Origin of the sequence: Neobacillus sp. PS3-34 (assembly GCF_030915465.1) — a bacterium.
Lineage (GTDB): Bacteria > Bacillota > Bacilli > Bacillales > Cytobacillaceae > Neobacillus_A.
Window position 1 is genome coordinate 1,991,179 of the sequence record NZ_CP133267.1, and the last position, 23,247, is coordinate 2,014,425.

The 23,247-nt window shown below is 37.3% G+C and carries 24 protein-coding genes and 2 pseudogenes; 10 read left to right on the plus strand and 16 right to left on the minus strand.

The window, feature by feature from the left end:
- The first annotated feature begins 1 nt into the window (after position 1).
- From RCG23_RS10195 to RCG23_RS10205, 3 genes are all read left to right on the plus strand, one after another.
- A complete protein-coding gene (locus RCG23_RS10195; protein WP_308179610.1) occupies positions 2 to 529 on the plus strand; it encodes a hypothetical protein in 528 nt (175 codons plus the stop codon).
- A 14-nt stretch (positions 530 to 543) separates the two neighbouring features.
- Positions 544 to 909, plus strand: coding sequence for an ABC transporter permease subunit (locus RCG23_RS10200; RefSeq protein WP_308180028.1), 366 nt, complete (start codon positions 544 to 546; stop codon positions 907 to 909).
- A 129-nt stretch (positions 910 to 1,038) separates the two neighbouring features.
- Positions 1,039 to 1,524, plus strand: coding sequence for a hypothetical protein (locus RCG23_RS10205; protein WP_308179611.1), 486 nt, complete (start codon positions 1,039 to 1,041; stop codon positions 1,522 to 1,524).
- 188 nt (positions 1,525 to 1,712) lie between these two features.
- Here RCG23_RS10205 and RCG23_RS10210 read toward each other — a convergent pair whose 3' ends face one another.
- The 4 genes from RCG23_RS10210 to RCG23_RS10225 all read right to left on the minus strand — a co-directional run bounded on the left by RCG23_RS10210 (position 1,713) and on the right by RCG23_RS10225 (position 4,889).
- Positions 1,713 to 2,015, minus strand: a complete 303-nt coding sequence (locus tag RCG23_RS10210; RefSeq protein ID WP_308179612.1) for a hypothetical protein — start codon at positions 2,013 to 2,015, stop codon at positions 1,713 to 1,715.
- A 164-nt stretch (positions 2,016 to 2,179) separates the two neighbouring features.
- Positions 2,180 to 3,781, minus strand: a complete 1,602-nt coding sequence (locus tag RCG23_RS10215) for a sigma-70 family RNA polymerase sigma factor (protein ID WP_308179613.1) — start codon at positions 3,779 to 3,781, stop codon at positions 2,180 to 2,182.
- Positions 3,782 to 4,088: 307 nt separating this feature from the next.
- Positions 4,089 to 4,430, minus strand: coding sequence for a hypothetical protein (locus RCG23_RS10220; protein WP_308179614.1), 342 nt, complete (start codon positions 4,428 to 4,430; stop codon positions 4,089 to 4,091).
- Entirely contained in the window at positions 4,431 to 4,889 is a 459-nt protein-coding gene (locus tag RCG23_RS10225; protein WP_308179615.1) for a hypothetical protein, read from the minus strand.
- Between the two features lie 238 nt (positions 4,890 to 5,127).
- Here RCG23_RS10225 and RCG23_RS10230 point away from each other — a divergent pair, with 238 nt between their 5' ends.
- The 4 genes and pseudogenes from RCG23_RS10230 (at position 5,128) to RCG23_RS10245 (ending at position 7,903) form a co-directional block, all read left to right on the plus strand.
- Positions 5,128 to 5,928, plus strand: a complete 801-nt coding sequence (locus RCG23_RS10230) for an AIM24 family protein (RefSeq protein WP_308179616.1) — start codon at positions 5,128 to 5,130, stop codon at positions 5,926 to 5,928.
- 458 nt (positions 5,929 to 6,386) lie between these two features.
- Positions 6,387 to 6,542: pseudogene (locus tag RCG23_RS10235) on the plus strand (VOC family protein); the annotation flags it as partial.
- A 22-nt stretch (positions 6,543 to 6,564) separates the two neighbouring features.
- Positions 6,565 to 7,047, plus strand: coding sequence for a YdeI/OmpD-associated family protein (locus RCG23_RS10240; protein ID WP_308179617.1), 483 nt, complete (start codon positions 6,565 to 6,567; stop codon positions 7,045 to 7,047).
- 214 nt (positions 7,048 to 7,261) lie between these two features.
- Positions 7,262 to 7,903, plus strand: coding sequence for a dihydrofolate reductase family protein (locus RCG23_RS10245; RefSeq protein WP_308179618.1), 642 nt, complete (start codon positions 7,262 to 7,264; stop codon positions 7,901 to 7,903).
- 418 nt (positions 7,904 to 8,321) lie between these two features.
- Here the strand turns inward: RCG23_RS10245 and RCG23_RS10250 are convergent, their stop codons facing one another.
- From RCG23_RS10250 to groES, 10 genes are all read right to left on the minus strand, one after another.
- Entirely contained in the window at positions 8,322 to 9,203 is an 882-nt protein-coding gene (locus RCG23_RS10250; protein ID WP_308179620.1) for a hypothetical protein, read from the minus strand.
- A 208-nt stretch (positions 9,204 to 9,411) separates the two neighbouring features.
- Positions 9,412 to 10,434: an McrC family protein gene (locus RCG23_RS10255; RefSeq protein WP_308179621.1), complete on the minus strand. Its 1,023-nt coding sequence runs from the start codon at positions 10,432 to 10,434 to the stop codon at positions 9,412 to 9,414.
- On the minus strand, positions 10,435 to 10,947 hold the full coding sequence (locus RCG23_RS10260) for an AAA family ATPase (RefSeq protein WP_308180029.1): 513 nt from the start codon (positions 10,945 to 10,947) through the stop codon (positions 10,435 to 10,437).
- A gap of 26 nt (positions 10,948 to 10,973) precedes the next feature.
- Positions 10,974 to 12,896 carry an EVE domain-containing protein gene (locus RCG23_RS10265; RefSeq protein ID WP_308179623.1) on the minus strand — a complete coding sequence of 641 codons (1,923 nt, stop codon included), beginning with the start codon at positions 12,894 to 12,896 and terminating at the stop codon, positions 10,974 to 10,976.
- 869 nt (positions 12,897 to 13,765) lie between these two features.
- Entirely contained in the window at positions 13,766 to 14,425 is a 660-nt protein-coding gene (locus tag RCG23_RS10270; protein WP_308179624.1) for a hypothetical protein, read from the minus strand.
- Between the two features lie 4 nt (positions 14,426 to 14,429).
- On the minus strand, positions 14,430 to 15,476 hold the full coding sequence (locus tag RCG23_RS10275) for an AAA family ATPase (RefSeq protein WP_308179625.1): 1,047 nt from the start codon (positions 15,474 to 15,476) through the stop codon (positions 14,430 to 14,432).
- Between the two features lie 11 nt (positions 15,477 to 15,487).
- Positions 15,488 to 15,670 (minus strand): hypothetical protein, encoded by a 183-nt coding sequence (locus tag RCG23_RS10280; RefSeq protein ID WP_308179626.1) that lies wholly within the window; start codon positions 15,668 to 15,670, stop codon positions 15,488 to 15,490.
- 532 nt (positions 15,671 to 16,202) lie between these two features.
- Entirely contained in the window at positions 16,203 to 16,601 is a 399-nt protein-coding gene (locus RCG23_RS10285; protein WP_308179627.1) for a DUF6119 family protein, read from the minus strand.
- Between the two features lie 57 nt (positions 16,602 to 16,658).
- Positions 16,659 to 18,296, minus strand: coding sequence for a chaperonin GroEL (gene groL / locus RCG23_RS10290; protein WP_308179628.1), 1,638 nt, complete (start codon positions 18,294 to 18,296; stop codon positions 16,659 to 16,661).
- A 66-nt stretch (positions 18,297 to 18,362) separates the two neighbouring features.
- Positions 18,363 to 18,647, minus strand: a complete 285-nt coding sequence (gene groES, locus RCG23_RS10295; RefSeq protein WP_308179629.1) for a co-chaperone GroES — start codon at positions 18,645 to 18,647, stop codon at positions 18,363 to 18,365.
- Positions 18,648 to 18,927: 280 nt separating this feature from the next.
- Between groES and RCG23_RS10300 the strand changes: the two genes are divergently transcribed.
- A complete protein-coding gene (locus RCG23_RS10300; protein WP_308179630.1) occupies positions 18,928 to 19,662 on the plus strand; it encodes a CPBP family intramembrane glutamic endopeptidase in 735 nt (244 codons plus the stop codon).
- Complete coding sequence (locus RCG23_RS10305) at positions 19,659 to 19,859, plus strand: YdiK family protein (protein ID WP_308179631.1); 201 nt, start codon at positions 19,659 to 19,661, stop codon at positions 19,857 to 19,859. Before RCG23_RS10300 ends, RCG23_RS10305 begins: the two co-directional genes overlap by 4 nt.
- A 53-nt stretch (positions 19,860 to 19,912) precedes the next feature.
- Here the strand turns inward: RCG23_RS10305 and RCG23_RS10310 are convergent, their stop codons facing one another.
- Positions 19,913 to 20,563, minus strand: coding sequence for a redox-sensing transcriptional repressor Rex (locus tag RCG23_RS10310; protein ID WP_308179632.1), 651 nt, complete (start codon positions 20,561 to 20,563; stop codon positions 19,913 to 19,915).
- Positions 20,564 to 20,598: 35 nt separating this feature from the next.
- A pseudogene (moaC, locus tag RCG23_RS10315) lies at positions 20,599 to 21,095 on the minus strand (cyclic pyranopterin monophosphate synthase MoaC).
- Positions 21,096 to 21,308: 213 nt separating this feature from the next.
- On the opposite strand from moaC, the gene abc-f reads away from it, so the two are divergent.
- The gene (gene abc-f, locus RCG23_RS10320) at positions 21,309 to 23,231 is read left to right on the plus strand and encodes a ribosomal protection-like ABC-F family protein (protein WP_308179633.1); all 1,923 of its coding nucleotides are present in this window, start codon (positions 21,309 to 21,311) and stop codon (positions 23,229 to 23,231) included.
- The last annotated feature ends 16 nt before the right edge of the window (positions 23,232 to 23,247 follow it).

A 23,247-nucleotide genomic window follows, 5' to 3' on the forward strand; every position in this document is an offset into this window, starting at 1 on the left:
TGTGTTTGAGAAACTGGAAATTATGGATAAGTTCTGTTTTTTTGCTGTTCATTGTAGTAATTGCTTGTATTGGCCCTTTTTACCATTTATTGACCACAATCTTACAGAACGACAGTTTATTTTCACTAATTCCGGGAGAATCTTTATCCCTCCGTTTGCCCCAAGTGCAAAATTTCCGCTTGGAACAGACCATAACGGGGTGGATTTATTGAGCAGGGTAATTGTGGGGACTCGTGAAACACTTTATTTGATGTGTGGGGTTATTGTGGTCCGGTATCTTCTTGCAATCCCGCTTGCCATTGGGGGGTTTTATTCCCGGATAATCGAAAGTGTATTAAAGGGCTGGAATCAGGTATTTTCCTTTATGCCGCCTATTTTTTTCCTCTCATTGTTCGTAGGTCTTCCATTTATCTTCTTGTCATCCATTCATTCTGTCTGGCTGATTTTAATTCTTGCCATTCTGGATGTCGGAAGAACCGCTGAGATTATTCATCAACAAATGAAGGAAACACAAAAAAGGCCTATATAGAAGCTGGCATTGCCATAGGGTGTACTCCGGGGAGATTATTTTTAAAGTATTATTTTCCCGTCATCATGCCCCATATCATTGTGCAGCTAGTCCACGATTTTGGACGCGTTCTGTTCATGATTGCACAGCTGGGTATTATTCATATTTTTGTACAATATAAGTTTATTTATCTTGATAATGGTTCGTATAAGGTGGAGAACACCTCGAATGCATGGCCAACTTTATTTTCGAATATTACGCAGGACATTCGAATTTACCGATGGATCCCATATACCGTACTTGCTGCCATGGGGCTAACCATATTAGCACTTAATTTGTTTGCAGACGGCTTGCAAAAGCACTTTGAAAAAAAACACCGTACCTTCAGAGCTCATATTTAAAGTGACAGGCACCTTCCAATTTACTGGAAGGTGCCTGTCACTAAATATGTCACAAAATACTGCATTTTTTAACTGAAAATTGTGATATTATGAAAAAATAGAAAGAATATTTGGAGGTAGGGTCATACGATGGGAAAGAAATTATGGATTGTGTTAGCAGCCTTTCTGATGGTAACTGGTTGTTCTGCCAATAACGAAAAGACAGAGAAGAAACAGTCGAATAAAACAGAACAAACAGCTAAGAAAAAAAACGAGACAAGCACCACAACAGCAGCTGCCGATTCTTCTGCAGATGCTGACAGAAGAATGGAAGAAGGGCTGAAGGTTTGCGGTCCTCTGATTAATGATACCAATGATATCCTTACACAGGCAGTAACCGTAAACGGAAATCAAACTTCATACGATTATAAAAAAATACAAGAAGGTATAGATAAGGCCGATGCAGCCATCCATTGCGGAAATAACTTTGAAGGCTTAGACGGGGCAAAAGGAACAGTAAAGTACAAAAAAACCTTAGAGGCTATAGATCGACAGAAAAAGAACTCATCGCAGGAAAAAACAAGCTGGAGACTTTTCTTAAGGATAAAAATGAGGACACCTACTTTGATGCCTTAGACCATCTAATGAATATGATGGAAAACTTTAACCTGACAGCCTCCACTTATGATGAGGAGAAAAATAGTTAAGACAAGGAACCGAGAATCTGTCTCGCTCATTAAAAGGCCACCTACAGGATGATGATCCCGTAGGTGGCTTTTTTGTTTTTCATGAAAGCATGCTGAAGTACCTCTTTCCTTCACATGTTACTTCAACGAAATCTTCACAACGTTATCCAAATATTTTGTTGTATTATATCCAAAAATCTCCAGCTTTTTAGGAATCACTTTTTCTCCTGCTTTGTTGCTGTGTAACGTCATGCTTAGAACTGTAAAGAAATAACGGGGTTGTTCGATTTTTGCATATGAGACAAGATATTTTTTCATATCGTATTTAATCCCGTTTTTATCCACGAACACTCCTTCAGATTTCATCTCCATTGAACTAGGATAACCTTCACTATCATCTATAATCCGGAATTGAAGCGACTCATATTCTCGATTCTTCATTTCATGATTGCTTATGACAACTCTGGCAGGCTGTCCAACTTCCACCTTGTCGATGGAGATTGTACTGCCTGCATATTCAAAGGTTTGAGGATATTCCCGAGAAGCATCCAGTTCGATCGTTTTTGGGTCATCAATCGTTAAATTAACAGATTTGAATTGAACGTTTACCTCTTTTGGTTTTTCTCCAAAAGAGGGTCAAACTGCATTTGAAAAGTTCTCCAATTCATACCTTGTTGTAAATTGAAAAAAGAGCTGCCATACATATCAGCTTTTACTTTTTTATTGTTCACTTCTAGATTGTCAAAATTAAGAGCTGCTATCCGTTTCTCTGACTGTTTATTAGTAATACCATATTGCAGAATCGTCGCTGTTGGGGCAATGGTTAGTTTATCAAATCGAACCGGGATCCCCTCGACTTCTGTTTCTTTATCCAATGCATATTCGATCGAGGGCTGTTTTGTTAAAGGGATCTCGAAGTTCCACTCCCCAGTTTTATATTCCATTTTCTCGTTAGGCCTAAAACCATTGCGGTCAGAGGAATCACGAATCAATTTCTGAAGCTTTGTGATCTTGAGTTTGATTGTCCCGTTTTTCGCTGTAAGTCGCAGCAGACTAATCTTCCCTTGATACACGTTCTTTTCTTCATTATTTACTTCCGATTTAAGGTCAGGAGGATAGTTCCTTGGATAGGTTACAGGGCTCATGATTTCATTTTCGTTTTCCACAAAAACCCCATCATCATAATTTATCACATATTGATTTTTTTCTTTTGTATCTTCTATTTCATAAAAAACAAGCGTCTGAACATCATCAGCAATCGCACTCTTGATCTTTATTTTCACCCCATTGCTTTCCGCTTCCAAGTTCAGCCTTTCACCTAGTCCATGTTGGAGAAAAGCACGCAATTCCAGATCTTTTTCTGTCCATGTATAGTAGAGGTTGGTAAACGCGCCTGAAAAATAACCTGTACCCATTAATAAAGCGAATACACTTACAAAAACAAGTCCCATTCTTTTCCGTTTCTTGTTCTTCTGTTGTCTGTGATTTTCCACTTCTGCCAGCTTATCTTTGACGTTCTCCATGAAACCAGATGGCACATGCAAATCTTTAATCCTTTCAGTAAGATTTAACATGACATCCTGAAAGGTAGCCAAATCCTCCTGACAGTCTTGACAATGATAAATATGTACCTCGAAATCAATCTTTTTCGACCGATCCAGGGTTCTTTCTAGGTAATCGATGTAATCCTTATGATACTCCTTACAGCCATTAATGGATGACCCGTACCCCATTTCTTTTTTAAGTGACTGAATTCCGGAAAACAAATGCTCTTTCATCGTTTCCACTGAAACTTGGAGAAGATGCGCCGCTTCCTCCTGAGAGAATCCTTTTACATATGTAAGGACCAACGCTTCTTTCTCAAACTTTTTCAACTGATCAAGTGCTTTAAATAAATCCTTATGTTGTTCACCTTCCTCTGAAGCTTGTAATCTTCTATCGTCAGAAAACTCCCGGCAGATATGTATGAAAATGGACGTAACCCACATTTCGAACGATGTTTCTCTTTTAAATCGAGGCAATTCCTTGTGTATTTTTATTATGGACCGATAAAAAAGCTCTTCCATTTGTTGCTGATTCCTAAGATAGGACCAACCAAGTGCATAAAACGATTGTTTATGCTGATCGAACCAATCAACGATGGATTCCACGCCTTTTTCTCTTATTGTAGTGATTGAAATGGGATTATCTATTTTTGCTGGAATCATAAATGTGTTCCCCCCTAAGTAGAAACTCTATCTTTGATTTAACTCCTAGGATTGATTTGTAGGAATGAAGGATTCTAACTCTATTTTACAGGAAAAGTTTAACATCTATATATAAATTCCGAAATTTTACAACAAATTCCGTTTTTTTACATCTGCGCAAAGGAATATGAACACATAAAAAAAACTGACCCCACCGCGGCCCAGCATGAACATTTATGGTTAGATGAATAAAAAACCATTAAATAACGCTTGATCAATTATGCTTCCCGGCAAAAAAAACTTCCTTGAATAAACACCTCCCCCTGGCTTAATTTCTCGGCAGTGAGATGTCGATGACTAGTGTGTTATTGACGACACGCGTGCTGAAATTGGGGGTTTGAAACGTTGATCCGGGAGAAAAAAGAGCATAGTCAACGAAGCTCGTGATCTTTCCTGCATTGTCATCGCCCCAAACAACCGCGATTGTTTTTCTCGTCACTTCCCAATAAGGAAGCTTTTTTTGTTTTTGTTGTTGTTTTTCTTTTTTCTTTTTCTTTTTCTTTTTCTTTTTCTTTTTCTTTTTCTTTTTCTTTTTGCCCACGTATCGTAGGACGATGCGGGAACGGATCGTCCATTTCTTCGCATTCCGGTATATATGTATCAATATCATCTAATTTTTTTCTTCCGATCCGAAAAAAATCTCTTCGTGAATATAAAAAGATTCATAGAGGCTGCGTATATCCGGGTTACGAATCAATTCCGCAACGTACCGGATAAGTGACCGATCTTCGACCTCTTTTAGTTCGGAAAGTATACAATCCATAACCGGCTTCCCGCAATTTTCAAGGTGATCTTTCCCCCAGTTTTTAATGGCCAGTTCCCTCGTTTCAGGATTGTAACGAATTAGGTTATAGTGCTGGGTGAATCGATCCATTAACGCTTGAACACTCTCAATCGAATAGCCCAAATCAAATGCCATTTGTTTTTTCGTAATTCGATAGATTCCAATTTGCGTAGTTTGTGGGTTGGTCAGCAAATAAAGATAAAAATATTTGTCCTCCGGAGACATTTCCTCCATAACGATCGGGTTGTTCCAAAAATCCGTACGCACGATTCTGTATTTAGCCATCCTCAACCACTGTCCTTTCCAAAATTAGTCCATTTATGATATATGGGTTATAGAAGAAAAAGGACAGGGTGAGTTTGATAAAACTGAGAATGTTTGATGATAAATCCTTCTTTTGTGATCGTTTACCATCTTTAAGAAATACTAATTTTCTTAAATACGCTTTTACATTCTCTCTATTATTATTAGAAAATTTTGTATAATAGAGTGAAACAGTACGTACCATAAAGGAGAATTTACCATGACTGAAGCCTATCAAGTGGTTAGCGTCGTAGAAAATCCCACGATAAAAATCGAAGTGTTAGAGTATCAAAACTTGGGCGGGAATGATAATTTTGCTGTTGCTGAGAAGCTATTTTTCGCGCAAAAATCAAACATTAAACTAAGACAAGTAAGGATTACACTTAACAACAGCTCTCTTACGGCTGAAGCCGGTGCACTACAGTTTATGAAAGGGAATATCACCTTAAAAAGTTTAGGCGGAAATGGGGCAAAGGGATTTTTAAAAGGTATAGCTTCCAGTGTTTTAACCAATGAATCCGCGATTAAACCACAATACCAAGGCAGCGGGGTTATTTACTTAGAACCAAGTTTCAAACACTATATGATTGTTGAATTAAATAACGAAGAAATTATTGCGGATAAAGGACTTTTCTATTGCTGTGAGTCTAGTGTTTCTGTTTCCGTTCAAGCAGTGAAAAATATTTCTTCTGCGCTTGCCGGAGGCGAAGGGCTATTTCAAACGAAAGTATCAGGAACGGGCTTTTGCCTATTCGAAATTCCTGTTCCCGAAGATGAATTGGTCGAGTTCGAACTGCACAATGAAACGGTTCAAGTCGATGGGAATTTCACTCTTTTCCGGCTTGGGAACATAGATTTTACCGTTGAAAAATCAACAAAAAGCATCTTTGGTTCGATGGCCTCCGGTGAAGGACTGCTGCAAACCTTTAGAGGTACGGGGAAAGTCATTATTGCACCAACGCTGCCTGTATATGAAAAGTTGGGTTATCTGCTAAACCCATCTCCCGTTCAAACAAAATAAATTTCTCTTAAAACTGCCAACCCACGGCAGTTTTTTTATGAATACGCCACTCTTTTCCTCGTTTTTTTACAAGGCTCTGTTATGACTGAATGTTGATTCCATCTTGTTTGAAAATAAAGGGACAAATTCCGGTTAAATTGGGGAATATCGATATTTCCTTAAAAATAAAGGGAGTTTTTCCGTTTATCGTATCCATATCTTTAAATTTTGGCTTATTTTGAACCCTTAACCGGAATATCTCCGCTTATTTGTGCTCCTTAAGCTACCTTTATATACAATTGGCGGAAATTCTCCGCCTATTACTTCTCATACCTACATAAAAATCAACATTGAATAACAACACAGCCTCTTACAAAAGGCTATGCTCCTAAATGAAATGAAGTGTCGCATATAACGCAACAAAGGAACAAGAATAGTTCATCCAGAAGGGAAAATTGAATTTCATCACGAAATATAAAATTCAAGCTATCTTGAATCAAATAGGTACTGTATTTATTCCGGTAAGCAACATTGAAGAAGCTCGTAATTGGTATTGTGACATTTTAGGTGTGCCCGCAGATGGCGAAATTTTATTTGGTCACTTGTATATCATACCGATGAATGGAACGGGAATGTGATAGTCCATCGGGAATCAGGTTGCAAATTGCGAAAAAGAAATCTGGAGTAGTTTCTGTATCCTATGAAGAAGCGTTAGAGAGTGCTTTATGTTACGGATGGATTGATAGCCAGAAGGAAACCTTTGATGAAAAGACTTGGCTTCAACGATTTACACCACGAGGCTCTAAGACCATCTGGTCAAAAGTGAATAAAGAAAAAGCAGAACTCTTTATCAAAAATGGTAGAATGAAGCCTTCAGGAATGAAGGCAATTGAAATTGCCAAACAAAACGGACAATGGGATGGGGCTTATGAACCGCAGAGCAGTGCCACCATACCAGAGGATTTTGAGAACGAACTTAATAAGAATTCTATAGCAAAAGCATTTTTTAAAACCCTTGATAGCCGGAATCGATATGCAATATTGTTTAGAATCAAAAGTGCCAAGAAACAAGAAACGCGAATGAAACGAATTCAACAATTCATCATGATGCTTGAAAAAGGTGAAAAAATTTATCAGTAGATAATAATTTATTTTGCCAACAGCGTATAAACTCTGATATCGCTGAGGGTAACGTGGAAGGTCATTGACTAGCTGGGATTGAACAAATTTTGTAACAAAAGAGATATTTACTAAATCGCTTTTTTATTGTGTATTAGCAGGTTACGGATGTGTGTACCAATTACGTACCATAATGATTTAAAATGAACGTAACAGCAGGATGACACGCGGGCCAATGGCCAAAAAAATCGAACAAAATAAATTCGAAATCGGAGGAGAAACGGACATGAGAAAACTGGTATTGTTCATGCATGTGTCGCTGGACGGGTATGCGTCGGATTCGAACGGAGGACTCGATTGGATTCCGTACAACGAGGAATTTGAGAAATACGCCGAGGAGATCGTAGCCGAAGTCGGAGCTCCTGTTTACGGACGCACGACGTATCGAATGATGGAGAGCTACTGGCCCACGGTGCTGGACAATCCGAATGCGTCGAGGCACGATATGGAGCATGCCAAATGGCTGCAGGATGTTAAGAAGATCGTCATTTCCACCACGATGGACAAGGTGGAATGGAACAATACGATGCTGATCAAGGACAATATCGCAGAGGAAATCAAGGTACTCAAGGAGCAGCCCGGCAAAAATCTCGTTATCTTCGGCAGCCCGGGAGCGGCAAAAACGCTGCTTAAGCTCGGCCTGATCGACGAATTCCTGCTTACAATTTGTCCGGTCGTCCTGGGCGGCGGAAAATCGGTATTCGACGGCGGCGAGAAAATCAGGCTCAAGCTGCTGTCCAGCCGAACGCTCAAGTCAGGCATTATCGCGGCCGCTATGAGTTGGAGAAATAGCTGTACAAGGAGTTCAGCTAACTGAGAACGGTAGCTTAATAAACCGCCATTACGGGGCGGTTAAAGTTTTGGCTGAAAATCAACATTGAGAATTAACATAGCAACTAAAAAAGATCTCTCAGATTTTTTTCTGAGAGATCTTTTTTAATATGTGATCAAAATGTGGTCAAACAGCTTTTACTTCAAGGAAAAACCTTGTAGCAAAAGGTTTTTAACCTCTTACTACACAAGAATGTAAAAAGAATGAAGCGCAAACCCAACCGCTGCACTTCTTCTTTTCATATCCCAAACAATATTCACATACAAAACCTCTCATGGAACATACCTGTGAAACAAGATTTTTCGGGGAGTCACTGTGACCAAGAGTTTGGCAACTCCTGTCTGGGGAAAGGAAGCAAACGAACCTCCCCTCTAACTCCGCTTTGCACTTCTTGAGTTAAAATTTATTGTAATGTTAAAAAATACCCTTTAATAAACGTCTCTTTCAAAATTACTGATCTAGAAATAAAAAAATCTATTTTTTCTTCTTTTACTTTATATCCATGCACATCACGTAATGCTCTATAAAACATTAATAAAAACAAGAAAATACATGTGTTAACTTCTGCAATGGTTTTTTGTGATGAAGTTGATATCTTGCCAAATAGATTAGGTGACATATAGTCACCATCTGTAAATCCTGAAACCAATGTTCCCAAAATAGGATTGGGATATGCATTGTGAATTATTTCTGAATAGAATTTATATATTTCCTGTCTCTGGGTTCTTATTAATTTCTTTATATCTTTAGGTAATTGAGTTTTATTTTCGATTTCATTTAATTTATTCCTAACTTTGTACGCCTTAAAAAAATCAGCATGCCTCTCACCTTGAATATATTTTTTTAGCCAATTTATATCATTAATTAGTACAATAATTAACCAAGACATCTCTGTAACATTTCTAAAAAGTACTCTTGCTTGATAATCAAGGCCAGCCTCAATTAATTTTAAAGTGCCTAGTAATCCATTTGTTAACTGCGATATCAATCCTGAAAAAGTATTCTGGACTCTAAAATAGTCATTCGCAGACCATTCACCTACTATTACATTAGTTTCCTCATTAAATAAAAAGGATAGCATTGCGATAGCTTTAATTCCGATTTCAGGTAAAACTATATCTTCTTTTAAATGCGCCTTCTCTTTTTCTATAGTTGAATAAATGTCCTTTACATCTTCATTTAAGTCTTCAAAATCCTTTATCCCAATATCCTTATTGAGCCGTTCATTAAATAATTTTATTTGATTTTCTAATATCTCTGAATATTGATTAATATTAGTCATCATTTCAGCCCTTCTTGCCCTTTGAGAATACTTCAAGCAGCATTGGATGTTAAATCCCAATACTTATTTTTCACCTCTTAATTAAGTAATCCTCTACCCCACCTACATATGATTTAATTCACCTCCAAAACCCTTGATATATAAGGTTTTGTTTGTGAGGTGACAGTGGTTTACTAACATTGAGGATTCAATAATCCGACACTTAGTTACCTCAAAGAACAGACATCAATTTATTAAAAATATCTCCCCAAGAATCCTCCAAATTCAAAGTCAACACTTCCACCGTCATTCGGTCATCCCAGGCAAATTTTTCTTCAACCTCCGTCCCATTGTATGGATAGATTAATATCCCTCTTAAGGTTAGATCCTTCGGCTGATGCATTAAGTAGGTAAACAATTGGTATAGATTATGACTATGAAAAGATGTTTTCCCAAAGTATTTTTGGAAGATATTTCGATAAAATTTCGCATCTATGATAATCTTTTGCTGTCCATCTTTATGGGATAAGGAAATATCCGTTTTCATTGTTGGTAATAAAGATTGGTTTCCTATCAGATTCCACTGCATAACCTCTGACTGAACTTGATAATCTTTCTGCTCAATCCGATAAAAATGTAATAAAAACTTTTCAAAAATATGGTTTAATGAGGTTTCGTCTACTTCAGCAGAGAATAAACTCCAGTTCCCATGCTTATGGGATAGTAGGGTTAGTTCATGTAGCAATCGAGCAATATGAATCATCCGTTTGTAATGTACATTATGCCGGTTAAAATATATCTTCAAAAATATTTCCTTCGTTAGCGGCAGAATTTCCACCTCTTGTATTAAGTCCAAATACGAATAACTAAGTCTTCGAGTTTCTTTTTTTACATACTGATTTTGGCAGATTGCTAGTAATGTACTTTTCATGACCTGATTTAAAAGGATATTGGCTGAGTATTGATCCTTCTCGCAGACGACAATAGGCTGTCTGGCCACGAGGTAAGGCATCGATTCATTCATCAGAACCCTCCCACTTAGATGACTAGTGGATTCGGTCACGGCAATATAATTTTTTACAAAACCTCGCCTATTTAAGGAGTGGACTTCTTGCAAAAATTGTTTTGCAAGAAAGTCATACGTAATGATGTCCTCGTCCACATCACTAAGCTTCTTTGCCAATTCAGGCATTTCATTCATGTAGCTTAGGAGGCAAAATAGATTCCTAATAGGTACCTTAAATAAACTCTCCATTTAGATCCCCTCAATAAGGCCTTTAACTATTTCTAGGCGGTCAAAGAAGTATTCCTCCAATAAAGGAATGATCTCAAAGGTCAGAATTCCTTCATACCAGACCTGTTCATCCATTTTTTCAGGTTTCGAAGTGAAAAAACTATGACCAATTGCATACCCAGGTCCTAACTGGAAATCACCGATTATTTCTTTATTCATTTTCTCGATGGCAAACAGGATTCTGTTTACCATATCAGGAGATACACCAGATTCTTGAATGGTTCTTCTCCAATCCTCATTAAATGCTGGTTTAAGTGTCACGAACGCAAAGCGACGGCGAAGTGCTACTTCTAACTGCGCTAGAGAGCGGTCCGCTGTATTCATTGTACCAATCAGGTATACATTGTTTGGTACGGTGAATTTCTTTTTGGAGTAGCCCATTGTGACATATTCACCGCGCTTATCCCGTTCAATCAGCATAAACAATTCACCAAAAATCTTAGACAGGTTTCCTCTATTAATTTCATCAATAATAAAATAATAATCCCGTTCTGGATTTGTTAGGCCCGCTCACAAAATTCATAGAAGATCCCAAACTGTAGTGAAAACCCGTTTTCATCTGGTCTATATCCCATAATGAAATCTTCATAAGCATAATTTTGATGAAATTGAAGCATTTCAACACGGCCTGAATCTATTTCCCCCATTAAAGAGTAAGCAAGTCGCTTTGATACAAAGGTTTTCCCCACACCCGGCGGTCCTTGAAAAATTAAGTTCTTTTTATATTGCAATAAGTTCTTGATCGTATCATATTGGTTTTCATCTATAAAAACTTCACTCAAAAAATCCTCTTTTGTGTAGCTTTTAAGTGGTTGGCATTTAATTTCAGCCAACGCATCTTTTAAATTAGGCTTTAACCTCCAAAGAAAATGATGATTTTCTTGCTCTTCCCCATCAAACAATACACTCCAATAATACTCTGTTCCGTCACCCCGCTTCGGTGCATCCATTTTGACTGCCTTTAATATCCTTTTTGCCAAATGGACTACAGGAGCATTAAAGGATGAATAATGTTTATCTAAGGCTGCCGCTAGTTGTGTTGCCGTAGCCTCTCCACCTAGCTCCAGCATTTTATCCAGATATACTAGATCACTCTCTTGAAAAATGCCTCTATCCTGTAGAAACTCTACCCAAGTTCCCTTTGAAATTACTTCATCATTATTGCTTTCTTCTTCTAATGCCAGTATGATTTCCATCTGTTCTTTCGTTAATTCAAACAAGCTTCCCTGTGCACCATTTTTTACAGGTGTGCTCTCTTCTAGTTCTTCGATATTGATAATTTGGTCCCAATAAATCGGAGAAATATCCCGTATATAGCGGAAGCTCACTCCTTCTACAGGAGAGTCAAACCCCTCGTGTTCCTCTGTATGAAGACCTTGTGTTACCTCACCCTCTGCAACAATGCATTTGTTTGGATGTGATTCATAGAATAATATTCGATCCCCTGGTTTGGCAGATTCGAACGCACTGAAAATACGACGTTTATTTCCTTTCTCATTGTAAGCTGTATAAAAAACGCTTCCCCCATCTTTAATATTGTCAACAGTCCAAATAGATGGATTTGCAGTCAGCCAATAATACCGAACATCATCTTTTACTGGTCGTATCAATTCTTCCTCCCCCTTCCAAACCTTTTTCACTGGGGAGCGATAAAAATCTATTCTTTTTTCTTTATATTGTTGTTCTAACTTCTCTCTTATTATTAACAGAGCTTGGTCAACTTGTACTTCTTCCTCTGGAAGTAACTCTTTAAAGCTCTGTAGAATTTTTCTTTTTTGCTCACTGCTAGCGATTCTTTCGTATTTCTCCGGATAGAGCAAATGAAGAAGTACATGCCTTATTTGAACATTGATCTTGTAGTTACTCTTCATTTCTTTACGCATTTGATCCAGTAAAGTTTGAGTTTGGTAGGACTCGGATAATATTTGCTCCCGTTCCTTTACAGATAGCTCTTTTATTTTTATCCCTAATAAACAAAGGTATGTAATCTCATCTGGCTTCCTTGTATTATAAGAGGTACCAGGGTTACCAATACCATTATTTAATCCTTTGAGTATATCCAGGTGGTCATCCATTGCAACATTTCCCCAGGATGCAATATTGGTTAGCTTCTTGATTTTCGTCTTGAAATTAATATTGCTTGGAAACAAATAATAGACAAACAAGCATTCACAAAATAATTTATAAATTTCTTCCCTTTGTCCATATAATTGCTTTTCTAGCTTTTCTTCAAAACTAATTATAGAAAAATCAGGACGGTCTACATAAGCTTGTTTCAATCTCTTCAAATTCTCTAGTGTCCAAATTTTCTCACCTGGCCATAAGAGTGAACCGTCCGCTATAAGGCATTCTATCCTCCATTTATTTGCTGCTTCATAGATTGCTTTCGTTTCATTTGGTGAATGATCATAAAAAATTGCCAACTTCTATCGCCTCTTAGTTTTTGGTTTTTTATTTGATTATACCATAATATACCACTTTATTTAGAGAGACTCTGTTAAAGACAATATTGATCAACACCACCCTTTTAATTTTTCTCGAGGATTCGCCACTTTAACGTTACATAGATGGAACGGCAATATGGCTAGGCCTGTGTCATCAAACCATTTCAAAATAGAATGGCAAAGTCTTCTATCCATCTCGGACATACATCAAGATTTAACACTTTTTCAGACGTCGTATAGATCTTCCACAAATCATGGGCAGATCCCTCAGCCATACAAAAGATTAGATTACAAAAAAATTTCCAAACCCAAGTGAAGCAATAAACTTAAAAAAAGGCCCTCAAAAGTTCGCTGGAACTAATGAGAAGCCTCAATTTTTTTACCTATGTTAGCATTTTGTTAGCAAAACACTTATAAACCCTTATATATCAAGGGGTCGAGCAGCTATCACATCATGCCGCCCCTAAGGGGAGAGTGTGTAATATCTTACACGCTGTATGTCAAAAGTGCGGTAAATCCAGGTTTATGACCAATCAGTACTGTAACATCTTTAATGTGAATTTACCGTTTTTTATAGGATGGCGTTAGCATAATGTTAGCAAATTTAGTACTGTAACCGTTACTAATACTAGATATAAAAATACAATGCACTTTTAATGTAATAGGTGTACGGTTATTAACTAAATGCATAATAGAAATCTACGGTATATCTAGAAACTTATTGAACAAATATAAATAAATTTATTAAGAATAACACTGCTTCGTTCTCTTAGTTTTAAAAACTGTGTAGCTGCGATGCTGATTAAAGATAGAGAACACAACGATTAACAACAAACCTATATATATAATTAAATTACTTGTTTTAGTTTGCGAAGAGTATTTGCATCAAAAATATCTTCAATCGATTTAGATGGCAAAAAGTCTACTAAATCTGTTATATAATTAATCCTTTCACTATATTTATTTTTAATAAACTTAATATATAATTCGACTATTTTTTTTAAATTCTTATATCTCATAAATGAGGTATCACATACTATTTTATTTTCAATATAATCTATGTACTGATCCTGGTGTTTTTCTGATGTTAAATCTAAATTATAATCTTTTACTCTTCTATTTTCCTCATAATTTATTATTAAACGAGGTATATGAATTCGAGCTAATTCTATTCCATGTTCTTTTATATATTCAACAATAATTTCATTTAAATGATTAAATTTATTAATATAGATCAGCGAAATATTTTCTATACTATAAAAGTTGATAGGAAATAACTTTTCATGACAAATCTCTGCATAATCATGATCTACTATTCCATAACTGTTTGGTTGAGATTCAACTTTAGTTTTAATAACACTACAGTTTCCACCATTCTCAATAAATTTATTTTGTAATTCTTCTAATTGCTGATAAAAAATTTTATTACTTTTACCCTCAACATAAATTATCGGCTGAGTAACAAGTTTTAATTTGCCTCTATTATACTTTTCTTTATCAAAGTTCATTTCATTACACTTCTTTCGATATATTACCTTCAATTGCTATAAAATCTTCGTAGATATATGGTGCGTGAGTTGCAATAAACAGCGTCTTACCTTTCGTTAGAACATGTAAATCAGTAATAATTTTATTTTGAAAATTTAAAGATAATGATAATTCTGGCTCGTCGATTAAATAAATATCTACATCATTTAAAAGTATCTCTAGAAAAAGGAACGTTATTTTTCTTTCTCCAGATGATAATTTTTCAAAGGCCATTTCTTCGGAATTTTTCAAAAAAATTACACCGTTGAAATTTTGAAGTTCTACTTTTATATTTGCATATTTACTTATAGTTTGATTAAATATACCAATTCTATTTAATAAAATGTTTCGTTTTAGAACAAACTCATTGAACTTATCTAAATTATCCATATCAATGAACTCACTCCAAAGACACTTTTTAATATCATCATTTATTTTATTAATTTCTGATTCTATTTTTTTATATATATTCATAATTTCAATATTGTCTGTAGTTATATAACGTGCAGATTTCAAAGATAGATTATCTATAATCATTTTACTATTTTCTTCTAAACGTAAAGTAAGATCTTTATTTTTTGAATTTATTTCTAAAAATTGATATTTTTCTTTGAGATATGATGTTACCGTGAAAACTTCATCAACAATGTTTATTAAAGAATATTTTTCATTCGAGTCTAAATCAAAATTAATAGTATGGTGTACACTATTTCTTAAACTATTAACAAGAATAGAAAGATCACTTATCCAATGACCAAATCCATTTATACTATTTTCATTAATACTAGTTTGCCGATTTAATCTTTCCATGCGCCTATTCAAATACGATAAAATGTTTTTAACTTTACTCATACTAAAAGAGCTATAAAGATGTTCTAACGGAGTTTCACTTAACAAAAGAGACAATCTTTCAAAAACCATCCTATTTTCTTCTAAATATCGTTTGAAATTTTCTGTCTCTATTCTTTTAAAATTTTCATTAGCTAAAAATAGGGAATTATAATCCACTCCATTTATTTTTAGTTTATCCAAATTCATACTATCTATAATTTTCGAGAAGTTCTCTTTTTTTTCTCTTTACCTAACTCATATAAAGAATTAATTGTTTGAAGAATCCTAGTTTTACCCTGCCCATTATTTCCAAAAAAAACGGTGTTTCTATTTAAATCAAACTCTATTTGTTTATTATTATCCTTAAATTGTAGATATAATTTATTTTCTTGCATATAAACCTCCTCAAACTCTATTTATAGTTATTATAAAATTTATTCAAATAACAATACATTTTTGTATAAAAGTATATTCTATTTTCTTATGAAAAACCCTTTAAAAATAATTATTATATCAATCGTATTGACATTCTAGTCATAATTGATTCCTCGCACATCTCTCTGAGCTGAAAACTATTAATTAATGTACATAATCCCAGATATGGATTTACACAATGTTCTTATTTTGAATTGGGGAGATATCGAGATCTACTTCCTGAAATCTCGGTATTACGGTGGACCAGAAAATTAGATCATGTAGAATACGACACCTACAGTTTAAATATTACTGAGTTACGCTAGCAAATATTGTAGTATCACTATAAAGAAAGATATCTGTTAAGGAAAATCAATTATACCAACTGTCACGATTGAACAACTAACAATCCCTTTTGAAAAAGATTTACTTTTTCAATAGAAGAAAAGGAATTCATCAATTGTCCCTTCTTTTATGCTAATTGCCCTGGTGTTATTATGAAATACTGTACTTTCATTCCCCTTCTGCTTCTTGATGTACATGAATCTTGAACAAACGAACATTTTTACCAAGACATTTAATTAAGTTTGTATGATGCAATAAATTAACTTTACTAAAGAATGGTAATAAAACTCGTATATCCTCTGTTTTTGATGAGAAAAATGCATAAATCAATTTGCATTCCCTATAAGGGAAATCATCTTCCGTATACCCCTCGTCAGGAAATTTTTGTGACGCTTGTTCCACCAAATATCTTTTATACTCTGCATATTCTCTCAGTAACAACATCGACACAGACCCTTGGGCAAGCAGGTGGCTTAACGTTGCCGAAAAATGCTTATCTTTCGATAACTCCCCGAAAAATCTTCTTCCACAAATTGTTTCACAAACACAAAAAAGACCACCTCCCAAATGGGAAGTAGTCTTCTTCAGAAATGGTGCTTCGATGTAATTTGCCTAGAGGGCAGATTACATCATGCCGCCCATTCCACCCATGCCGCCCATACCTGACATGTCAGGCATGCCTGAGCCAGCTGGTTCTGGCTTGTCAGCAACAACTGCTTCAGTTGTTAAGAACATAGCCGCAACAGATGCTGCGTTTTGAAGAGCATAACGAGTTACTTTAGTTGGATCCACGATACCAGCTTCGATCATGTTCACCCATTCACCAGTAGCTGCGTTGAAGCCTGTGCCAACTTCTTCACGCTTTAAGCGGTCAACGATTACAGATCCTTCAAGTCCAGCGTTGTGAGCGATTGTGCGAACCGGCTCTTCCATTGCACGTAAAACGATGTTTACGCCAGTAGCTTCGTCACCTTCTGCTTGGATTTCAGCCACTTTGCCGTATACGTTTAATAGTGCAACGCCACCGCCTGATACGATACCTTCTTCAACTGCAGCACGAGTTGAGTTTAAAGCATCTTCAATGCGAAGCTTGCGCTCTTTTAATTCTGTTTCAGTTGCAGCGCCAACTTTGATTACCGCTACACCGCCAGCTAATTTAGCAAGGCGTTCCTGTAATTTTTCACGGTCGAATTCAGAAGTAGTTTCTTCTAATTGAACACGGATTTGGTTTACGCGTGCAGAGATTTGTGCAGAGTCTCCAGCACCTTCAACGATTGTTGTATTTTCTTTAGAAACAACAACCTTTGAAGCGCGTCCTAAAGATGTAATAGTCGCAGACTTAAGGTCACGGCCTAACTCTTCAGTGATGACTTCAGCGCCAGTTAAGGCAGCGATATCCTCAAGCATAGCTTTACGGCGGTCACCGAAGCCAGGAGCTTTAACAGCTACTGCGTTGAATGTTCCGCGAAGTTTGTTTACTACTAATGTAGCAAGGGCTTCACCTTCAACATCTTCAGCAATCAACAATAATGGCTTGCCTTGTTGAACTACTTGCTCAAGGACAGGAAGGATTTCCTGGATGCTTGAGATTTTCTTGTCAGTGATTAAGATGTATGGATTGTCAAGAACTGCTTCCATTTTATCTGAATCAGTTACCATGTAAGGAGAAGCATAACCGCGGTCAAACTGCATACCTTCTACTACATCCAATTCAGTTGTGAAGCCTTTTGATTCTTCAATTGTGATAACGCCATCGTTGCCAACGCGCTCCATAGCTTCAGCGATCAATTGGCCCACTTCTTCGTCAGCAGCAGAGATTGCAGCAACCTGTGCAATTGAACCCTTGCTTTCGATCGGCTTAGAAATAGCTTTTAATTCTTCAACAGCTACAGTCACTGCTTTTTCGATTCCTTTGCGGATTCCCATTGGGTTCGCACCAGCTGTAACGTTCTTTAAGCCTTCACGAATCATCGCTTGAGCAAGAACTGTTGCAGTTGTTGTACCGTCACCGGCAACATCGTTTGTTTTGCTTGCTACTTCAGCAACAAGCTTAGCACCCATGTTTTCGAATGCATCTTCTAATTCGATTTCTTTCGCGATTGTTACACCGTCATTTGTGATAAGCGGTGAACCGAATTTTTTCTCAAGAACCACGTTGCGTCCTTTAGGTCCAAGAGTTACTTTTACTGCGTTTGCTAATGCATCCACACCGCGAAGCATCGCACGGCGAGCGTCTTCACTGAACTTAATGTCTTTAGCCATTATAGAAAAACCTCCTCGTATTTTTAAAAGATTTATTTATCGTTCCAGTCGCATTGACCTTAAAGCTTAGCCAATTACAGCAAGGATATCTGTTTCACGTAAAATTAAATATTCAGTACCCTGGTATTTTACTTCTGTTCCAGCGTATTTTGAGAAGATAATGCGGTCACCTTCAGAAACTTCAAGTGCTACGCGCTCCCCGCTCTCAAGGACACGTCCAGTACCAACGGCAACAACTTTTCCTTCTTGCGGCTTTTCCTTAGCTGTGTCCGGTAAAACGATACCGCTTGCAGTTTTTTCTTCTGATGCAACAAGCTCAATGATAATGCGATCACCTAGTGGCTTTAACAAATCAAACAACCTCCTCGAGTTTTATGTAGTTGAATTATTAGCACTCTCTCTCGTTGAGTGCTAACACAATTATTATAATAATGAATCTAATATTCTTTTGCAAGCGTCAGCTGTTAAAAAAACCAAAAAAATTTTTTATCCCGGATCACCCCTGCTTTGATATGACACTAGGAGCAATTTATATCGTAAAAAAGCCTTCTAATTGAAAGAAAGGAACATTTATGAGTAGAATGATTAATAGTGCAGAAATTATTTATGACCCTGTAAAGGAGACTAAAATTTGAAAAAAGAATATTGGATTATCCTAATTGTATATATCGGCATGCAGCTTTCGAGTTTTTTCGGCATTCCTTTTATGGGCTATCTCCTTGATCTGACCGGAAAAAGCTATACGGATCCACAGCTTATGTCTGTAGCCTATTGGCTGGTGGTTAGTTTTACAACGGCATTAATCATTACATTATTCCTGCTCCGAAAGGAAATGAAGCCTTCTGTTAACGAACGAAGCGGTACCTCTTTATGGGGTTCGATAGCTTGGGCCATTTTCGGTGTTTTTCTTGCCTTGTTTGCTCAGTCGATTGCCGCGAATATCGAAAGGCTAATGGGAATTGACGTCCGTTCGGAAAATACAAAAGCGATAATCAAGCTAATCGAAGCCTTCCCGTTTGCGATTATCGTCAGTTCTATCTTTGGACCCATTCTGGAAGAAATTGTGTTTCGGAAAATTATTTTTGGAGGGCTGTACAAACGATTTAATTTCTTTATTTCTGCGATAATCAGTTCCGTTGTTTTTGCGCTCGCCCATATGGAGCCTCAGCATACTTTGCTATATGCTGCCATGGGCTTTACCTTTGCTTTTCTTTATGTAAAAACAAAAAACATTCTTGTTCCAATGTTCGCTCATGTCGCCATGAATACCTTTGTTGTGATCGTCCAGTCTGTTTTTAAGGATGATATTGAAAAAATGCTTCATGATGCTGAAAAAATTCAAAGTTTTATTGGAGGATTTCTATGAGACAGTCACCATTGTTTTCCGGCATCGTCTATATCTTGCTCGGCGCCCTGTTCACCTATTTTGCCATTCAGGATGTCAGCGATGATGGATGGGGTGTCTTTACATATTTGCTTGTCCTCCTGGCTACCTTTGATGTAGCATCGGGCCTCAAAATGATCGGGTTCTATATACGATTTAAAAGCCAAATAAAAAAGTGAATCCGAGAGAGGATTCACTTTTTTATTTGTTGGAAAATAATGCGGGAAGCTTCTTAGCTTTCTTCATACACCGGATAGTGCTTCAAAAAGTACACTAAAGATTGGAGTTCAATAGCAAGGTCAATATGGTGTACACGGACTGAAGCCGGAACATGCAATCTGGCAGGTGTAAAGTTTAATATTCCTTTTACATCTGCTTTTATAAGGCGGTCTGTAATCGGTTGAGCAACCGGTGATGGAACAGTTAATATCACCACATGGACTTTTTCCTCCACCATATATTTTTCAATATCATCCATATGGTAGATCTGAACATCGCCAATGGTTGTGCCCACTTTTTCAGCGTCTACATCAAAAGCCATTTCAATCTTCGTATTATTATTTTTTAAAAAATTATAATTCAAAAATGCCGTTCCCAGGTTTCCGACGCCAATTAACGCGACTTTTGTCAGTTCATCCTGGTCGAGTGTTTTCCTGAAAAAGGTCAGTAAATAATTAACATTATAGCCATATCCCTTTTTCCCTAGTGCTCCAAAATAAGAAAAGTCTCTGCGAATCGTTGCAGAGTCCACCTTTACGGCATCACTCAATTCGGCCGAGGACACTCTCTGCTTTCCAGAAGAATGAAGGTTCATTAAAAACCGATAATATAGCGGCAGCCTTTTTGCTGTAGCCTGAGGTATTTTCATTGTCTCATTGCTCATGTTACTATTCCCCCGCTCCGTAGATGTTTGCTATTTTATATGTTGTTATCGGTTCTTCTAAAATCGCCGTTTTTACCGCCCGTCTTTTCTACAAGGTAAGTTGGCCAATAACCATGCCTTTATCAACTGCCTTGCACATATCATAAACGGTCAATGCACAAACCGATGCAGCTGTTAACGCTTCCATTTCGACGCCTGTCTGGCCCTTTGTTTTTACTGTTGCTGCAATGTTCAATATATATTCATTTTCCTGGGCTATTTCCCATGAGAATGTTACGTTAATCCCTGTTAATGGAATTGGATGGCACATCGGAATGATATCCCATGTCTTCTTTGCTGCCATGACTGCCGCTACCTGGGCAACCGCTAAGACATCCCCTTTTTTCATTTGGTCATTTACGATTTTCTCGTAAATTTCGTTGCTAACCTTAATACTTGAATGGGCAAGCGCTGTCCGTGCTGTTTCAGGTTTGTTGCCGACATCGACCATTTTTGCTCTGCCTTCTTCATTGAAATGAGTAAATTCAGCCATTTAAAACACCTCTCATAAAAATGATACACTATTTTTCCCCAATTGTGTGTGAACTTTGTATTATCCTTCACAAATGTTACTACGTTTACCACAAGCTTAACATATGAAAAAAATCGACAATATTTTCATTATCCCCATTTTATTAAGGGTTTCACATTATTGCCGCCACCACTAGAATCGGTTACACTATTTCTAGTAACTGAGGTGAAAATAATGATTTTATTACAAGTGAATCAACTGGCAAAATATTATGGTGCTGACCTAATTTTATCGAATATAAAACTAGAATTACAAACGCGCGACCGGGCTGCTCTCGTTCGCCGCAACGGAGCGGGCAAATCCACTCTGTTAAAAATCATTGCAGGACACATGTCCCATGATGGCGGAGAAGTGATTAAGCCCAAGGAGGTTAGCATTGGCTACCTTGCGCAAAATACTGGCCTTGAATCAAATTTGTCGATTTGGGAAGAAATGCTGACCGTTTTCGACAGCCTGCGAAAAATGGAAGGTTCTCTCCGTCAGCTGGAACTGCAAATGGCGGATCCTGACGCAATTTCTGACGAAGCAAAATACAGTCGAATTCTGGCAGAATATGATTCCCTTCAAGTTAAATTCAAAGAGCTGGGAGGATATCAATATGAAGCAGATATCCGTTCAGTTTTGCATGGACTGAACTTTCATTCGTTTGACTACTCCACAAGCATAAGCACATTAAGCGGGGGACAAAAAACTCGTTTAGCTCTCGGTAAGCTTTTATTAAAAAAGCCCGATATTTTAATTTTGGACGAGCCCACAAACCATCTGGACATTGACACTCTTTCCTGGCTGGAACAATATCTTCAAGGATATGAAGGCGCAATATTAATTGTTTCCCATGACCGTTACTTCTTAGACAAAGTCGTGAATCAGGTATATGAGATATCAAGAAGGCAAATCCAACGATTCCCTGGAAATTACAGCTCTTATCTTGAGAAAAAAGCGGAAAATTACGAGCGTGACATGAAGCAATTTGAAAAGCAGCAGGACGAAATTGCCAAGCTTCAGGATTTTATCCAAAGAAACCTCGCCAGGGCCTCAACGACAAAGAGAGCCCAGAGCCGCCGGAAGACACTCGAAAAGATGGACAAAATGGATCGCCCTCTAGGGGATGAAAAATCTGCAGCCTTCTCCTTTGATATCGAGAAGCAAAGTGGAAATGATGTTCTTTCCGTCAACAGTCTTGCTGTTGGCTATGATGGTGATATGGTTTCTGAAAACATTTCTTTTCGTGTCGCAAAAGGCGACAGCATCGCTCTTGTCGGGCCAAATGGAATTGGCAAATCCACACTTCTCAAGACGATTGTGGAAAAACTTCCAGCCTTAAAAGGAGACGTTCGCTACGGTTCCAATCTGGCTATTGGGTATTACGACCAGGAACAGGCAGAATTGACGTCCAATAAGCGCGTTTTAAATGAACTTTGGGATGAATATCCTTTAAAGAGTGAAAAGGAAATACGGACAGTCCTCGGCAATTTTCTTTTTTCAGGTGACGATGTTTTAAAAATTGTGTCGACTTTGAGCGGCGGCGAGAAGGCACGACTTGCCCTTTCCAAGCTAATGATGCAAAAGGCTAACCTACTTATTTTGGATGAACCGACAAACCATCTCGACCTCGACAGCAAAGAGGTGTTGGAAAATGCCCTAATTGATTATCCAGGTACAATCCTGTTCGTATCCCATGACAGGTATTTTATTAACCGGATTGCCACCCGGGTGCTTGAATTAAGTCGTAATGGTAGCATGGACTATCTGGGAGATTACGATTATTTTGTCGAGAAAAAACAGGAACTGGCTGAACTTGAATTGGAAAGCTCATCTATTGTCAATAATTCTGTTGAATCAGAGCTACAGGATAAAACGGGCTATCAACAGGATAAAGAAGCCAAAAAGCTGGAACGGCAGCGAAAAAGAAAGCTTGAAGACATCGAGTTGAAAATTGAGGAATTAGAGGAAGAAATCCAACATTACGAAGAGCAGTTATGCCATCCTGAAATTTTCCAGGATCATCAAAAAGTACTTGAAATCAATCAAAAAAATGAAAAAGCAAAAGAAATGCTTGAACAGCTTATGGATGAATGGTCATCACTGGCAGAGTAAAAAGGAACACCGGGGG

Excerpts from the sequence above, each read along its gene's own strand:
- RCG23_RS10205 (WP_308179611.1), top strand. The coding sequence starts at position 1,039 with ATGGGAAAGAAATTATGGATTGTGTTAGCAGCCTTTCTGATGGTAACT.
- RCG23_RS10210 (WP_308179612.1), bottom strand. The coding sequence starts at position 2,015 with ATGAAGAATCGAGAATATGAGTCGCTTCAATTCCGGATTATAGATGAT.
- RCG23_RS10215 (WP_308179613.1), bottom strand. The coding sequence starts at position 3,781 with ATGATTCCAGCAAAAATAGATAATCCCATTTCAATCACTACAATAAGA.
- RCG23_RS10220 (WP_308179614.1), bottom strand. The coding sequence starts at position 4,430 with ATGATATTGATACATATATACCGGAATGCGAAGAAATGGACGATCCGT.
- RCG23_RS10225 (WP_308179615.1), bottom strand. The coding sequence starts at position 4,889 with ATGGCTAAATACAGAATCGTGCGTACGGATTTTTGGAACAACCCGATC.
- RCG23_RS10230 (WP_308179616.1), top strand. The coding sequence starts at position 5,128 with ATGACTGAAGCCTATCAAGTGGTTAGCGTCGTAGAAAATCCCACGATA.
- RCG23_RS10245 (WP_308179618.1), top strand. The coding sequence starts at position 7,262 with ATGGCCAAAAAAATCGAACAAAATAAATTCGAAATCGGAGGAGAAACG.
- RCG23_RS10250 (WP_308179620.1), bottom strand. The coding sequence starts at position 9,203 with ATGATGACTAATATTAATCAATATTCAGAGATATTAGAAAATCAAATA.
- RCG23_RS10255 (WP_308179621.1), bottom strand. The coding sequence starts at position 10,434 with ATGGAGAGTTTATTTAAGGTACCTATTAGGAATCTATTTTGCCTCCTA.
- RCG23_RS10270 (WP_308179624.1), bottom strand. The coding sequence starts at position 14,425 with ATGAACTTTGATAAAGAAAAGTATAATAGAGGCAAATTAAAACTTGTT.
- RCG23_RS10280 (WP_308179626.1), bottom strand. The coding sequence starts at position 15,670 with ATGCAAGAAAATAAATTATATCTACAATTTAAGGATAATAATAAACAA.
- groL (WP_308179628.1), bottom strand. The coding sequence starts at position 18,296 with ATGGCTAAAGACATTAAGTTCAGTGAAGACGCTCGCCGTGCGATGCTT.
- RCG23_RS10305 (WP_308179631.1), top strand. The coding sequence starts at position 19,659 with ATGAGACAGTCACCATTGTTTTCCGGCATCGTCTATATCTTGCTCGGC.
- RCG23_RS10310 (WP_308179632.1), bottom strand. The coding sequence starts at position 20,563 with ATGAGCAATGAGACAATGAAAATACCTCAGGCTACAGCAAAAAGGCTG.
- abc-f (WP_308179633.1), top strand. The coding sequence starts at position 21,309 with ATGATTTTATTACAAGTGAATCAACTGGCAAAATATTATGGTGCTGAC.